Raw genomic sequence first — 14,850 nt, 5'->3', positions numbered from 1 at the left:
TCGACCAGGCCGGGGGGGGGCGGGTCGAAAGTCTGGAAGCCCCTCCCGCCCGGACCCGCGTCCCCCACATTCGGAGATTTTTTTCTGATGGAACCGAATTTTGACCTGTTCGGTCAGCCGGTTCGTGAGGGCTTCGGTAACCGCGGCCGTCCGCCGTATGAGCCGACCGAAAAAGATCGTAACAAAGTCAAGCTCTTGATGGCGCTTGGCTGGGTCAACAGCCGGATCGCCAACGCGATCGGCGTCTCGCCAGCAACGTTGAAGCGGTATTTTAGAGCCGACATGAAGGAACGCGATGCGATGCGTGACCGGCTCGATGCCAGGCGATTCGAGATCGCACTCGAGCAGGCCAATGCCGGCAACGTCACCGCGCTGCGCGAACTCGGCGCCATGATCGACCGCAACGACCGCATGACGATCGAGGCCTCCATGGGCAAAGGCAGCGACAGCGCGCCGGCGGCGTCCAAGGACAAGGTCGGCAAGAAGATGATCGACGAACAGCGCGCCCATGCCGCCGACGCAGATCTGATGGCCGAGCTCGAAAGCGAAGCCGCGCAGAATGCACGTCACTGAGGCGCTGCCGCGGTTCGCTTGCCCAGACTGGTGGGAGCGCATCAAGGCCGGGCAGACGCCGATGGCCGACGTGCCGCTCAACCAGGCCAAGGCGGCGAAGGCCTTGGCGTTCTTCAACCGGCTCAAGCTGCCGGACGTGCCGGGAAATCCGCCGCTCTCGGAAGCATGCGGCGAATGGTTCCGGGATATCCTGTGCGCCTTCCTTGCCAGTGAGGATCCTGACACCAAGCAGCGCCTTGTCTGGGAACTGCTGTGCATGGTTCCGAAGAAGAACTCGAAGACCACCTACGTCGCCGCGCTCGGCCTGACCGCGCTTTTTATGGAAGAAGCGCCGAACCGGCAGATGCTGATCGTAGCACCGAGCCAGAATATCTCGGAGCGGTGCTTCGACCAGGCCCAGGGCATGATCAGGCTCGATCCCCGCCTCGACGCCATCTTCAAGGTGCAGGATCACCTGAAATGCATCGAGCGCCGCAAGACCGGCACCCAACTCGACGTCAAGTCGTTCGACACGTCGATCGTCACCGGTGAAATCCCGATCCTGACGATCATCGACGAGGTGCACGAGCTGGGGAAGAAGGCGAAGGCCGCCGCGGTGATGCAGCAGATCAGGGGCGGCGGCATCACCATGCAGGGCGGCCAACTCCTGATGATCACGACACAGTCGGACGAACAGCCGGCCGGCATCTGGAAAACCGAACTCGACAAGGCGAGGAAGATCAGGGACGGGAAGGGCGGCAGCGAACCGATCCTGCTGCCGGTCCTCTATGAATTCCCGCCCGAACAGCAGCGCGACCAGGCATTCTGGCGCGACCGCCGGAACTGGAAATACCTGCTGCCCAATATCGGGCGCTCGATCGACCCTCAGCGGCTCGCGGCCGACTATGAGAACAACGGCTCGGCGACGAAGGAAACCGAGCAGATCTGGGCCAGCCAGCATCTCAACATCGAGATCGGCGTCGGCTTGGCAGGCGACGGGTGGCGGGGCGCTGAATATTGGGATCAGTGCGCGGACGAAACGCTCACGCTCGAATCGCTGCTTAGGCGCTCCGAGGTTGCGGTTGTCGGTGCCGACGGCGGCGGCCTGGACGACCTGTTCGGCGTTTGCGTGATCGGTCGCGAGAGGGTGACGCGCCGCTGGCTGGTCTGGACGCATGCTTTTGCACACCGGAAAGTGCTTGAGGTGCGCAAGGAGATTGCGCCGCGGCTTCTGGACTTCGAGGAAGAGGGATCACTGACCTTCTGCGAGGTCTCGGAGTACATCGAGAAGATCGCCTCTATCGCAGCTCAGGTGCGCGACGCCGGCCTGATGCCAGAGAAAAACGCCGTCGGCTTCGATCCGAACAACATCGCCGCGTTCGTCGATGCTTTGGCTTTGAAACAGATCAGCGGTCTAATGTTGCATCGCCTGCGCCAAGGCCCGGCCCTCTCGCCGGCGCTGTGGGGCTTGGAACATAAACTGAGCGACGACACGATCAGCCACGGCGGGTCGGCCATGATGGCCTGGTCGGTCGGCAACGTGAAGATCGAGGTCAAGGGCAACGGCAACATGGCCACCAAGCAAGCTGCCGGCCGCACGAAGATCGACCCCGTGATTGCCATGCTGTGCGCGGCGATCCTGATGAGCTGGAACCCGGAAGCGTCGCCCGATGGCAACATGGGCGACTACTTCAAATCCTTGGCAGGTGCCGCTTGAATCTGTTTCGCAAGATGGCCGATATCGTTGTGCGCGCTCTCACGGTGCGGGAGCCTGATGGTTGGTATCCGGCTGGCCAGATCGGCGATGCCGGCGAGCCGGTCACGGGAAACAGCGCGCTCGCGCTCTCCGCCGTCTGGGCGTGCGTCAATCTTCTGGCCGGAACGATCTCCTCGTTGCCGCTTATGGTCTATCGGACAAGCGGTGGCGGCACGCGGACCGTAGCCAAAGATCATCCGCTCTACCGGATTTTGCACGACAGCCCGAATTACGATCAGACGTCGGTCGACTTCTGGGACTTCATAGCGGCATCCGTCGAATTGTGGGGCAATGGTTACGCCCGTGTCGTGCGCGAGGCTGGCAGGATCGTCTCGATCGTGCCCATCCGCCCAGACCTGGTGTCGGTTCGCCGGCTCGCCAATGGCACGATCGAATACAGGTGGTCGTTTGAAGGCAGGGCTTTCGTTGAGACTGATCAGACGATGCTGCACATTCGCGGACCTGGCGGCGATCCGCTTGGCGGCATGTCCACGTTGCATTTCGGACGGCATGCCTTTTCGCTCGCCAGGGCAACGGACAAAGCAGCCGGAAAGACGTTTGCAAACGGGTTGCGGCCATCGGGCGGGCTGAAGTTCGACAAGTGGTTGACCGACGAGCAGCGCGACATCGCCAATACAAAGCTGGCCGACAAGATCGGCGCCGACAATGCCGGCAAGCCACTGATCCTCGAGGGTGGCACAGACTGGGTGCAGTTCACGCTCAATCCGGAAGACGCGCAGATGCTGGAATCGCGCGGCTTTTCTGTCGAGGAAATCTGCCGTTTCTTCGGTGTGCCTCCGGTCATGATCGGTCACACGTCGAAAACCACTAGCTGGCCGACAGGTGTCGAGCAGCAGGGCCTGATCTTGCAGAAATTCACGCTGCGCCGTCGTCTCAAGCGCATCGAGCAGGCATTGGAGCAGCAACTGCTGACACCGCAGGATCGCGCCGCGGGCGTGTCGATCGAATTCAGCATTGAAGGCCTGTTGCGCGCCGACAGCGCCGGTCGCTCGGCCTTCTACCGCGAAATGACGTCGATCGGTGCCATGACCATCAACGAGGTGCGGGGGCTTGAGAACCTGCCGAAGGTTGATGGCGGGGATGTGCCTCGAATGCAGATGCAGAACGTGCCCATCACCGCAACGCCAGACGAAAAGACCCTGATCGGAGGTCCGAAATGAAAACCAAGGATTTTGCTCTGCAGGTAAAGGATCTGTCGGATGACGGAACCTTCGAGGGCTACGGTTCCGTGTTCGGCAATGTCGACGTCTACGGCGAGAAGGTCTTGCCCGGCGCTTTCGTCGAAAGCCTGGCGCGGCACAAGCGCGAGGGCTCCAACGTCCTCATGCTGTGGAACCACGATTCCTATCAGCCGATCGGCGTTTGGGATGACCTTGCCGAGGATGCCAAGGGGTTGTGGGGAAAAGGCCGGTTGCTGCTCGACATCCAGAAGGCGCGCGAGGTTCACACACTTGCGAAAGCCAAGGCGATCGGCGGCCTGTCGATCGGCTACCGCGAGACCGACACCGACCAGGACGGCGCCGTGCGGCTCTTGAAGAAGCTGGACCTGTACGAGATCAGCCCGGTTACATTCCCTGCCAACCGCAGGGCGAGGATTGAGGCTGTCAAATCAGAAGGGATGGAAGAGTTTGCCCGCCGGTTGCGCGATGGCGACCCTCCGCCAACTAAGGAATTCGAGGATCTCCTGCGCGAGGCAGGGGTCCCGAAGGCCATGGCCGTACAGATCGCCTCTGTCGGCTATGCAAAGGCCATTCGGAGTGAGTCCGAGGGCGAGAAGGCGAACGAACAGGCCGAGCGCTTTCTGCGCATGCTGAACGCCGGCTGAAGCCCTTAAACCTCCACAGGAGCTATTCAAATGACTCACCACCGCATCATGGCGGGTGGCATCGCCGCGCTTGTTGCCGGCCTCGCCTATTCCCGCTTCGCACCGCGCATTGCTTTCGAGAAGCCGAACGACAGCGGCGTCGATATCGAGGCGCTTGCCAAGGACGTCACCGCCAAGTTCCAGAAGTCGTTCGATGACGTGAAGGCGATCGCCGAAAAGGCGGTTGCCGACGCCAAGAAGGGCATCGACATGTCGGAGGCCGAGAAGGCCAAGGCGGACGAGACCCTGATCAAGATGAACGGTCTTCAGGCGCAGGTGTCCGAAATCGAGCAGAAGCTCGCGCGGGCAAAGGGCGGCAAGGACGATGAGCCGAAGAAGACCATCGGTGAGATGCTGACCGAGACCGACGACTTCAAGGCGTGGCAGGAAACCGGCTTCGCCAAGAGTGGCCGCGGTACCGACCTGCGCATCAAGACGACGCTGACCTCGGCAACAACCAACTCGGCTGGATCGGTGGGTGACGCCATCGACAGCACGCGCCTGCCGGGCATTCTGCCGTTGCCGCAGCGCCGGTTGACCGTTCGCGACCTGATCTCGGAAGGCCGCATGGACGGCAATACGCTGGAATACGTGAAGGAAACCGGTTTCACCAACAACGCTGCGCCGGTTGCGGAAGGTGCCACGAAGCCGGAATCGGATATCCAGTTCGACCTGGTCACCACCTCCGCGAAGGTCATCGCCCATTGGACCAAGGCCTCGAAGCAGGTTCTGTCCGACATCAGCCAGCTTCGCTCGATCATCGATCAGCGCCTGCTCTACGGCCTGGCTTATGTCGAGGAAGCCCAGCTGCTGAAGGGCGACGGCACCGGCCAGAACCTAAACGGGATCATCCCGCAGGCCACTGCCTATGCTGCGCCGATCGCTCTTGCCGATCTCAACATCATGGACGTCCTGCGTCTGGCAATGCTGCAGGCGGCTCTCGCTGAATATCCCGCTACCGGTCACGTGATGAACCCGATCGACTGGGCTGGCATCGAGACCCTGAAGGACGGCGAAGGCCGCTACATCATCGGCAACCCGCAGGGCACGACCGGACCGACCCTCTGGGGCCTGCCGGTTGTCGCCACGCAGGCCATGACGGTGCGCAAGTTCCTGACCGGGGCCTTCAAGCTTGGCGCTCAGGTCTTCGACCGCTGGGATGCGCGCGTCGAGGCTGGTTACGTCAACGACGACTTCATCAAGAACCTGGTGACGGTGCTTGCCGAAGAGCGTCTGGCGCTGGCCGTCTATCGCCCCGAGGCCTTCATCTACGGCGACTTCGACACGGCGCTCGCTGCCTAACGGCGTTCGGTTCAGTAAGGCGGGCGACTGCGTGCGCGCCCGCTCTCTGAACCGAAGGAGAACGTCGCATGTCCATGATGAAATATCGCGTCATCCGCGAACACGGTGCCTTCGCTGAAGGCGACATCCGCGAGGCCGAGGAGAGCTCGGTTGCGCACTTGGTCGGCAAGTCGCTGACATTGATCGGTCCAGCCGACAACGCATCGGTGAAGTCCGAACCTGCTCCGAAAAACAAGGCCCTGTCCGCCGCTCCGGCGAACAAGTCCGCAACCGGCAAGAAGACCAGGTCAAAGACCTGATCTGACGGCCACTCAACGGCGCTCGCGCCATCAACAGGAGAACATGACCATGAAACGCTACAAGGTATCAGTGACGACCGACGGCTCCGGCAATGCCGTCGCCTACACGCCGCGACTGTCGGGTGAGATCCACGAAATCGAGTATATCAAAGACGGCGGCGCAAATCCCTTCGCCAATGGCGTCGATTTCAACATCACGTCGGAGGCGACAGGCAAGACGCTGTGGGCTGAGAACGACGTCAACGCATCGGCGTCCCGTGCGCCACGCGTCCCGACGCATTCGACGGCCGGTGTCGCCGCGCTGTATGCGGCGGCGGGCACTGCTGTTTTCGCCCGCCCTGGCATGGCAAACGACCGGGTCAAGATCAGCATCGCCCAAGGCGGCGCTACGAAGGTCGGCGCCTTCCACATCCTGGTCGCCTAGCCATGCTTCGTCCTGCCCTGATCGAGCCGCCGGCGTCGTTACCCGTTACCATTGATGAAGCGAAGTTACATCTTCGGATCGACCCGGCGCCGGCTGACGCCGTGCTAACGGCGCTGATTGGGGCAGCCACGAAACACTTAGATGGGTGGACCGGCACCCTTGGCCGCTGTATTGTTAACCAGTCATGGCGCCAGGACTTTGGTTATTGGCCGCAATCTCGTGACCTTCGCCTGCCTTTCCCAAACTGCTCCAGCATCGTCGTCAAATATTTCGATGCCACAAATACCGAGCAGACGGTGCCGGACACCGCCTATGAGGTCCTTGAGGATGCCTTGGGTGGTTTCGTCCGCTTAGGCAGTTCATTTGACAGGCCGGTTCTCTACGGACAACGATCGGATGCAGTGAGGGTGGCATTCATTTCCGGCTTTGGCGATGCATCAGCTGTGCCGGATGCGATTAAGATGGCGATCGTCTTCATGGTGGGGGATTTCTACGCCCGATCAAGTTCCAGCAGTAGCAATGTAAAGCGCGAGACCGTGGAAGGTGTCAGTACCACCGAATTTCAGGATGCTGACAAGCTTGTTGGCGAAAATCCCCTAGCCTCGCTGCTATTGGATCCCTATCGGCGGTTCGGCATATGACACCTGACGTCGCGCTCGCTACGCTCAATCGGCATTTGGCCGCCCATGGCGAGGATTGCATCTTGCGTCGCAAGGAAGGCTCTCCCCTTGTCGACAAGGACGTTACCGTCCGCGCCTCGGTGCGCGGCCTTAGAGCGGCCGAGATCGTCGGCACGGCCACACAGGCCTATTCCAAGGCAGTCATGTCCCTAACGCAGATCCTCGCCGCCGGCTGGCCGGCCGGGCACACCGTCACGCCTGGCGCCGTCGATCCGCGCATTCCGCGCGAAAACGACTTCCTTGTCGTCAAGGGCAAGGTTCGCCAGATCAAATTCGCCGACCCGATCGCTGTCGCCGGCGTCGTGGTGCGCGTCAACCTGACGGTGGCCGGCTGATGGCGACGGGCTTTGAGTTCTTCGAGCGTGATCTGCGCGTCGCGACCGCCGGCTTGGAGCCTGACGAGATCAACCGTCAGGTTGCGGCCTTCGCCAAGACCGAGGTCGCGCGAGTTATTGCCCAAGGCCTCGCCACGCTAAACTATACGCGCACCGTCAACGGCGTCGTCGGCGCGGTCGAGGAGACTTACCGGGCGCCTGGCGCGATCGTCTACGAGTTCACGAACTGGGACCTGGTCATCAACGCCGCGCTGGCGGAACTGCAGAAGCGGTCGCCGCGCAAATCAGGACGGTTCGCATCGTCCTTCATCGTCATCGCTGGCGGGCGTGTCGTCGTCATGGATTTCACCAAGATACGGCCCGATGCCGAGATCATCATCACCAATTTCCAGCCTTATGTCCGCAAGGCGGAAGTCGGCATGCTCGGCGTCGCGGAACGTGTCCTGTTTGCCGGCACCGCCAGGGCGATGGCCAATCGCTTTCGCGGCGCGTTCACCTTCACCTCGAAATTCCTGGACGTCCCGGCCGGCATACATTCCGGCATGCCCTATCGGCTGAAAGGCCATGGCAGCAATGACCGCATCAGCCGCAAATCCGGCGTGTTGAGCTATCCCTCGATCATCATCAATCCGGTGAACTGATGTCCAGCCCCGAAGCCTTCGATGCCTTCAAGGGCGTGCTCGATACCTATGCGGAGGGCGATGGAGCGCTGCCCATCCGCTACGAAAACGAGTTCTTTCAGGACCTTCTTGACGCCAACACGCCGGCTTGGCTCTACGTCGAGGTCTACGGCGATTCCTACAATCAGGACACGATGGGTGCGCCGGGCGCCAACGCGTGGGAAGAACGCGGCGTGACCTATCTGCATGTCATGACGCCGAGCGGCACCGGCAGCCGAGCCGGGCGCGTCTACGCCAATCGGTTGCTTTACTTGTTTCGCGAACGCCCGATCGGCAACCTGTTCATGCCGGAAATGTCGATCGGCGCCGGCGACCCCGGGCAAGATTTTCCGAACTACTATTCCACCGCGGGCACCATCTTCTGGACCCGCCGCGACATCACGTCGACACCAACGCCCTGATCCCGGCTCGACCGGTCTTTCTGAAACCAAAGGAGAAGCACCATGTCGTTCGCTGACGGCAGTCAAGTCCGTTTGGCCGATGTGTCGGAAGCGACGATCGGCTCCATCCCGGCAACGCCGGCTTTCCAGGTCATGCGGTATCGCACCGCAAGCATCCGCATCAACAAGCAGACCGACATTTCCGACGAGGTCCGCCCCGACCGCAACGTGCCCGGTATCACCGATGTCGGCCGTGCGGTGACGGGCACGATCGAAACCCGGTTTTCCTACAACACCTTCAACACCTGGCTGGAGCGGCTGCTGTGCTCGGCTTTCTCGACCGGTGTGCTGAAAAACGGCATCACGCCCAAAGCCGGTACGCTCGAATTTACCTATGAGCAGGGCGCTACCGACAGCTACATCCGGTATTCGGGCTGCCGCTGGAACACGCTCGACCTCAACCTGCGCTCGCGTGCACCGGTACAGGCGTCGTGGGGTATCATGGGCATCGACAGCCCGACCCCGACCACCGCAATCATCGCCGGCGCCACCTATGCGGCGGCGACGACGACAGAGGATTTCAACGCCGGCCTCAATGTCGCCGACCTGACCATCACGTCGGCCACGCTGCTGTCGTCACCGAAGGTGCAGGCGATGAGCCTGCGCATCACCAACAACATCTACCAGGTCGATGTCGTCGGCTCCTATGCGCCGTATGGCCATGGCCTTGGCCGGTTCGAGGTCAGCGGCACCATGACGGTGCTGTTCGAGAGCCTGGCCGCCTACAGCGCCATCCTCAACCACGAGGATGTCGAGATCGGCTTCACCCTCGAGGATGCCGCCGGCAACACGCTGGAATTCTCGTTACCGAAAACGAAGTTCCTCGACGGCGGCCCGGCCGCTCCCGGGAACGGCCAACCGGTCGTCATCGAAGTCCCTTTCCAGGGCTTCTATGACCCCAGCTCGACCGCGACCATCACCATCACGAAAACGGATGCACCCTAATGCGCAAGCCAAAGAAAGTCGCCCAGCCGACCGGTGCTGGACCCGAATCCATCCTTCCCCTGACCGACTTCCGCGCTGACCCGTGGAAGACAGGGGATGACAATGCCGTCGCCTTTCGCGCTGGCATCATGTCATCGCCTGTGCCCGCCGAATTCGCCCATAAAGCGCGTGACGAGGGTAAGGCCGCTCCGGTGTCCGACCATCCGAAACCGCCGATGGCCAAGAAACCTGCTCCCGAAAAGCAGGCCGATCAGTCCTCGCAAGACTGAATTCTGCGCAGAAAGGCCGGGGCGTTCGGGCGCTCCGGCCACAATCCTCCCGAAAGGATATCGCTATGGCCATCAAGCTCTCATCGGTGAAAGCCGATCTCGCCCGCGAGGAAAAAGGCGACTGGATTCCATCGCCGGACTTCCCCGGTGCCGAGTTCAACGTCTCGTCGCTTCATCTTCCCGTCTACCAAACCGCCCTTTCTCTCATGGAGCAGCGGCTTGCGCGCGCCTACAAGGGAACGCCGGTGCCGCCGCACATCCGCACGGTTGAAGTCGGCAAGCTGCTCCACAAGCACATCCTGCATGACTGGCGTGGCTTCGATCAGCCCTACAGCCCCGACATCGCGCGCGAAATGATGTGCGAACCGGAAGGCCGCAATTTCATCGCCGGCGTGCAGAATTGTGCTGCCATGGTTTCGCTCACCGATGTCGAGTTCGTCGAGGATGCGGGAAAAAACTCCTCGAGGCCTTCCGCGACAGGATCCGGCGAGAAGGCCTAGACCCAGAACGGCAGGATTGGCTTGAAGCTCTGGCTTCCGAAGAGGGAGCCGAAGACTGGGTCATCAAGGCAGCCTATCCGGACGGCCGGGTAGAGTTCGAAACGGAACCTTGGCACGGCCTCTACTGGCGCGCATGGGAAGCCCTTCGCTTCGACCGGTTCTATGGTGCGATGGGTGGACAGGGACCGATCTCTTACATGGTGATCCGGGCCTATGCCGACGATCACGGTATCGCCGGCGACGACTTCAAGATGTTCCGTGCCTTTCTCGGGATCCTCGACAACGAATGGCTTCAGCATGTCGCGAAACGCGACAAGGCAGCGGCCCCGGCGGAAGCCGATCCTTCTTCCTCATAAGTTCGGGAAATCCATGGTCCAGCAACTTTCATCCTTGCGGGTCGCGCCCGAGCTTGACGCCAGCAAGTACACCGCTGGCGCCCAGCAAAAGGTTGCCGCCGACAAGGCCATGGCAGCGTCAAACCGTGAGGTCGCGGCCACCGCGGCGCAGACCGATGCCAAGATCGTGCAATCGGGGGACGTTCTCGCCCGGTTGTCACGTCAATTTGTCGACGGCTACGCATCGGCCCAGCGCATGAATTCCGCGCTGAACTCGCTTTCGCGCGGCCTCGACAACGGCAAGATCAAGATGGAGCAGGTCGGACCTATCCTCGACGGCATCTACCGGAAATACCAGCTTGCCGGCGACGCCTCCCTGTTCATGGCGCGTGGCCAGACCGAGGCCGCCGCTGCGGTGGCGCGGATGAACGCGCAGTTGACGGCGCAGAAGCAGATCGCGCCGGCGAATAACAACGCCAGCGTCGCCGGCAGCGGAAGCGATACGTTTCGCCGCACCAATCTCGGCTACCAGGCCTTTGACATCGGCCAGGGGCTCGCGGCCGGCACCCCGCTGGCAATCATTGCGGCGCAACAGGGGCCGCAGATTGCGCAGATGTACGCCAGCCAAGGCGGGCTCAATGCGCTTCTGAAGGATACCGTCGGCATTCTCGGCGGCGTGGCCCGCGCGGCCGGCCCATGGATCGCTGCGCTTGCCGCCATCTATGGCGCGTACCGGCTGATCGCCTCGTTTTCCGCCGAAGCCTCGCTCGGTATCGATGCGGCGACGCGTGCGCTTGCGGCACAGGCGGCGCCGGTCGATGCCATCGACGGCAAGATCAAGGATCTCGTCTCGATCCAGACCGAGTATCAGAAGGCCATCACCTCGACCGCGACGGCGCAGGATGCTGCATCGGCCTCGATCGTCGCCAGCACGGAGCGCGAGTTCAACGCCAAGCGGCAGTTGCTCGAACTCGAACTCAAGCGGCAGGAAGCCTCGATCAAGCTGCAGCAGTCCGAGATGGCTATCGCCAGTCTCGAATTGCGCAAGAGCGTCGGCCAGCAGGTGTTCACGCGCAGCGACCTCGAGCGGCAGGGTTATGCCGATCCGCGCATCAATGGCGGCATCCCATTCGTGCGCCTGCCGGACGATGTCACCGGCCTGCAGAAGACGCAGGATGTGCTGACCAACAATCCCCTGTTCGACAAGATCAAGGAACTGCAAGCCAATCTGCAACTCACCGAGCTGGGCGCCGAGCGGCTGCGCGAAGCCGTCAAGAAGGTGTTTACGGATGCCGGCGGCGTCGGCGGACCAACCTTTGCCGGCGGCAACATTCCTATTCCGCAATTCCGTGGGGTCGACGATATTCCGAGCGACCAGGTCTTCATTGACGATTTCGGCAAGTCGTCGTCTCGCCAGATTAACGACCTGCAGAACCAGGCGACGGCGCTCGGCCTGACCGGCGCGGCCCTGGAAGAGTTCACCTTCAAGCAGCAGGCGTTGAATGCTGCTCTGGCGCAGAACCTCGAACTCGGCCCCGACCAGGTTGCGATCATCGAAAAGCAAGCCAAGGCCTATGGTGCTGCCGCCGAGGCTCTAGCGCGCGGCCGCCTTGCCAAGGATCTCGCCTTCGATCGCGACCAGATGTTCCGCTCGTCGCAGGATCAGCAGATCGCGTCTCGTCAGCAGGGGGCCGGCCTCGTGGTCGACCTCAATTCGCCGGTAGCGCAGCAGATGCGCGATATGGCGAAATTCACCGATGCCAAGGATCTGGCGACCGGCTTCCTGACCGACTTCAAGTCGGAGCTGATGCGCAACGGCGGCGACGTCGGCAAGGCGCTGGGGACGTCGATCCTCAACGCCTTGACCAAGTCCATGGACGATCAGCTCGGCAAGATATTCGACACGATCGCGACTTGGCTTGCCTCCGCAATAACGGGCCAGCGGCCTGGTCTAGCTGGTGCGACAGCGTTCGGGACGGCCGGCGGCTTCGCGGATATGCTGGGCATCGGCGCAAACGACAACTTTGCGCCCGGTGCGGTGACGCGTGCTCCGTTGGCGGCGGTCGGTTCTGGCGGCGTTGCTGCTCAAGCTTGGAACTTCTTCAAATCGAAAGGCTTGGCCGACCACCAGGTGGCGGGCGTCCTGGGCAACATTAGCGCAGAATCGGCATTCAAGCCCACGGCGATTGGTGACGGAGGTAATGCGTTCGGGCTTTTCCAGCACAACGACCGTGCGCCAGCCCTTTTGAATGCCATAGGCGGGAAGGGCAATCTTGGCGACGTGCAGGGACAACTCGATTTCGCTTGGAAAGAACTCAACTCATCAGAGAGCGGGGCGCTCGCCCGTCTCAAGGCAGCGCCTGACGTTCGCTCGGCCACTGCTGCATTCGCCGGCTTCGAGCGCCCTCGCGGCTTTTCCCTTGATAATCCCGAAGGCGCCGACAACTTCTCCGGCCGGCTTTCAGGTGCCGAACAAGCGCTTGATAAGTTCGGCGGAACGGCCGTCAAGGTGACCGACAGTCTTGGTGGCCTCGACAGTTCCGTCACCAACACCGTGCAAAGTCTGGCGGGCGGCATAGATGGGAAAGGCGGGCTTGCTTCGATCCTCGATGGGCTGAAGCCGCAGAACTTCCAGGCCAACACCACGCTGTCCGACATCCTCGGCTATTCCGGCGGCGGTTCTGCAGCTGGCGGCTCGTCCGGAGGCGGCTTTCTCGGCTCCCTGCTCGGCTTCATCCCAAAACTGTTCGGCTTTGCCGGCGGCACGGACTTTGCACCCGGTGGCCTCGCTCGCATCAACGAGCAGGGCGGCGAAATCGTCGATCTGCCGCGCGGCTCCCGCGTCATCCCGCATGATGTGTCGATGCGCATGGCTGCCAATGCGAACCGGCCCTCGGCGGCCCCGGCGCCGAAGATGGAACTCCATGTCCACGTCAACGGCGGCAGTGGCGACGAACACGTCCGCATGCTGGCGAGGCAGGGCGCCCAGGAGGCCATCGGCGAGTATCACCAAGGTCAGGTGAACGGCGGGTTCGGGGATACGCAGCGTCGCTTCACGTCTCAGAAGGGCTAGGAGCATGGGGCGCTACACCAGCCTGCCGACGCTCAACTTCGATTTCATCAAGCCGGGGCGGATGTCATTCGATTCCAAGGGCGCAGGCCTGGAGGGCGGGCGCAATGGTTTGGGAGAATCCGTCACGATCGAGACGACGGGCGGCGGCGTCTTCGTTGCCACATTCGAAAACTGCTACGCCCAGGCGCCCGAAGAGCACGAATATCTGAACTGGGTCGCGGCTCGGATGAACGGCTCCTTTCGCTTCATGAATGTCCCTGTCGTGTCCGACTGGATGGGGCCGTTTCCCTTCCTTGATCGCGTCACGCCGCAGCCGATCATATCGGGCATCCCACATTCGGACGGAGCGCTGTTTTCCGATGACTCCGGCTACAGCCAGGCGACGGTGTTCGGCACGATCGGCGCCGATGCTCCGCTTAATGCCGGGCAGATCACGCTCAACATCTTCGGCGCGACACGCAATTTGCGCTGGTCGGACTGGTTCTCGATCCTGCATCCGACCAAGGGGTGGCGGATCTACCGCTATTGGGAAGCATCCGATCCCGTCGACGTCACGGTGGTTGTCGAAGGCGTGTCGGTCAGTGGTTCACAATACGTGCTTTCGTTGGAACGGCCGCTGCGCGAGGCCGTGACGTCAGGCGACAGGGTGGAATTCGCCCGGCCGCGCTGCGTCTGCAAGTTCCCGGTCGGCTTCACGCTGCCTTGGGATGCGCAGGGCTTCATGCGCTCGTCGCCGACGTTTCAGTTCGTGGAAGCGTTCTGATGGCTTACACGCTGGAATACGTGCCGCAGGCGATCCTCGACGCGATGGCGACCAGCCACATGCTCGGCATCTTCTTTCGCATGGACAGCGACCCGGCACTGCACATCTGGATGGGCGTCAACGACATCCCGGCCGGCATCGACAGCCTTGACGAGGACGGCACGGTCTATCTCGGCGGCGGCCGGCTGCTCAATGTCCCCACCCTCGAGGTGTTGGTCAACGGGCAATCGGGCAGTGTCGAGTTTGGGATATCGGGTATTGATCCGTCGACGGCGCAGAAGGTGCTCGACAATCTGCCCGACGTGCGTGGCAAGGATATCAAGATCGGCTTCACCACGCTCGACAAATATTACCAGCCGATGGGTCCAATCATCCCGCTGTGGACGGGGACGGCGTCGCACCCGACGGAATCCAGTCCGGCCGTGGCTGGCGGCGAAAGTCCGACCACGACGATCAGCCTGGCTGTGGTTTCCGGAACGAACACGCGCTCGCGCGCCTCGCAGGTTCTGTGGTCGGCGCCGCACCAAAAGGCACTCTATCCGACGGACAGATTTTGTGACGGCACGGCACGCCTGGCGCGCGGCGTGGCGCCGGCCTGGCCGAACTACTGAG

At 62.1% G+C, this 14,850-nt stretch carries 18 protein-coding genes; all 18 read left to right on the top strand.

Annotated elements, in window-relative coordinates; genetic code table 11:
* Nucleotides 1–87 precede the first annotated feature (87 nt).
* The 18 genes from LB519_RS14775 to LB519_RS14690 all read left to right on the top strand — a co-directional run bounded on the left by LB519_RS14775 (nt 88) and on the right by LB519_RS14690 (nt 14,849).
* Nucleotides 88–573 (top strand): AraC family transcriptional regulator, encoded by a 486-nt coding sequence (locus LB519_RS14775; protein WP_224620348.1) that lies wholly within the window; start codon nt 88–90, stop codon nt 571–573.
* 61 nt (nt 574–634) lie between these two features.
* Nucleotides 635–2,269: a terminase TerL endonuclease subunit gene (locus LB519_RS14770; RefSeq protein WP_224620347.1), complete on the top strand. Its 1,635-nt coding sequence runs from the start codon at nt 635–637 to the stop codon at nt 2,267–2,269.
* Entirely contained in the window at nt 2,266–3,489 is a 1,224-nt protein-coding gene (locus LB519_RS14765; protein ID WP_224620346.1) for a phage portal protein, read from the top strand. The genes LB519_RS14770 and LB519_RS14765 overlap by 4 nt, the downstream gene beginning before the upstream one ends.
* A complete protein-coding gene (locus tag LB519_RS14760) occupies nt 3,486–4,154 on the top strand; it encodes an HK97 family phage prohead protease (protein WP_224620345.1) in 669 nt (222 codons plus the stop codon). The genes LB519_RS14765 and LB519_RS14760 overlap by 4 nt, the downstream gene beginning before the upstream one ends.
* A gap of 30 nt (nt 4,155–4,184) precedes the next feature.
* The gene (locus tag LB519_RS14755) at nt 4,185–5,495 is read left to right on the top strand and encodes a phage major capsid protein (RefSeq protein ID WP_224620344.1); all 1,311 of its coding nucleotides are present in this window, start codon (nt 4,185–4,187) and stop codon (nt 5,493–5,495) included.
* 68 nt (nt 5,496–5,563) lie between these two features.
* A complete protein-coding gene (locus LB519_RS14750) occupies nt 5,564–5,794 on the top strand; it encodes a hypothetical protein (protein ID WP_224620343.1) in 231 nt (76 codons plus the stop codon).
* 49 nt (nt 5,795–5,843) lie between these two features.
* Complete coding sequence (locus LB519_RS14745) at nt 5,844–6,218, top strand: hypothetical protein (protein ID WP_224620342.1); 375 nt, start codon at nt 5,844–5,846, stop codon at nt 6,216–6,218.
* Nucleotides 6,219–6,220: 2 nt separating this feature from the next.
* On the top strand, nt 6,221–6,859 hold the full coding sequence (locus tag LB519_RS14740) for a phage head-tail connector protein (RefSeq protein WP_224620341.1): 639 nt from the start codon (nt 6,221–6,223) through the stop codon (nt 6,857–6,859).
* Nucleotides 6,856–7,233 (top strand): hypothetical protein, encoded by a 378-nt coding sequence (locus LB519_RS14735; protein ID WP_224620340.1) that lies wholly within the window; start codon nt 6,856–6,858, stop codon nt 7,231–7,233. Before LB519_RS14740 ends, LB519_RS14735 begins: the two co-directional genes overlap by 4 nt.
* Nucleotides 7,233–7,874, top strand: a complete 642-nt coding sequence (locus LB519_RS14730; protein WP_224620339.1) for a hypothetical protein — start codon at nt 7,233–7,235, stop codon at nt 7,872–7,874. The genes LB519_RS14735 and LB519_RS14730 overlap by 1 nt, the downstream gene beginning before the upstream one ends.
* Nucleotides 7,874–8,314: a phage tail terminator-like protein gene (locus tag LB519_RS14725; protein WP_224620338.1), complete on the top strand. Its 441-nt coding sequence runs from the start codon at nt 7,874–7,876 to the stop codon at nt 8,312–8,314. The genes LB519_RS14730 and LB519_RS14725 overlap by 1 nt, the downstream gene beginning before the upstream one ends.
* A 42-nt stretch (nt 8,315–8,356) precedes the next feature.
* Nucleotides 8,357–9,298, top strand: a complete 942-nt coding sequence (locus tag LB519_RS14720) for a phage tail tube protein (protein WP_224620337.1) — start codon at nt 8,357–8,359, stop codon at nt 9,296–9,298.
* Nucleotides 9,298–9,567 carry a hypothetical protein gene (locus LB519_RS14715; protein WP_224620336.1) on the top strand — a complete coding sequence of 90 codons (270 nt, stop codon included), beginning with the start codon at nt 9,298–9,300 and terminating at the stop codon, nt 9,565–9,567. The genes LB519_RS14720 and LB519_RS14715 overlap by 1 nt, the downstream gene beginning before the upstream one ends.
* A gap of 65 nt (nt 9,568–9,632) precedes the next feature.
* On the top strand, nt 9,633–10,067 hold the full coding sequence (locus tag LB519_RS14710; RefSeq protein ID WP_224620335.1) for a hypothetical protein: 435 nt from the start codon (nt 9,633–9,635) through the stop codon (nt 10,065–10,067).
* Nucleotides 10,068–10,264: 197 nt separating this feature from the next.
* The gene (locus LB519_RS14705) at nt 10,265–10,423 is read left to right on the top strand and encodes a hypothetical protein (RefSeq protein ID WP_224620334.1); all 159 of its coding nucleotides are present in this window, start codon (nt 10,265–10,267) and stop codon (nt 10,421–10,423) included.
* Nucleotides 10,424–10,436: 13 nt separating this feature from the next.
* A complete protein-coding gene (locus tag LB519_RS14700; protein WP_224620333.1) occupies nt 10,437–13,475 on the top strand; it encodes a phage tail tip lysozyme in 3,039 nt (1,012 codons plus the stop codon).
* A 4-nt stretch (nt 13,476–13,479) separates the two neighbouring features.
* The gene (locus LB519_RS14695) at nt 13,480–14,238 is read left to right on the top strand and encodes a hypothetical protein (protein WP_224620332.1); all 759 of its coding nucleotides are present in this window, start codon (nt 13,480–13,482) and stop codon (nt 14,236–14,238) included.
* Nucleotides 14,238–14,849, top strand: coding sequence for a hypothetical protein (locus LB519_RS14690; RefSeq protein ID WP_224620331.1), 612 nt, complete (start codon nt 14,238–14,240; stop codon nt 14,847–14,849). The genes LB519_RS14695 and LB519_RS14690 overlap by 1 nt, the downstream gene beginning before the upstream one ends.
* The last annotated feature ends 1 nt before the right edge of the window (nt 14,850 follow it).

Source organism: Mesorhizobium sp. AD1-1, assembly GCF_020164655.1.
In the GTDB taxonomy this organism is placed as follows: Bacteria; Pseudomonadota; Alphaproteobacteria; order Rhizobiales; family Rhizobiaceae; genus Mesorhizobium; species Mesorhizobium ciceri.
The sequence above is the reverse complement of the archived record's forward strand: the minus strand, read 5'-3'. Positions and strand labels throughout refer to the sequence as shown.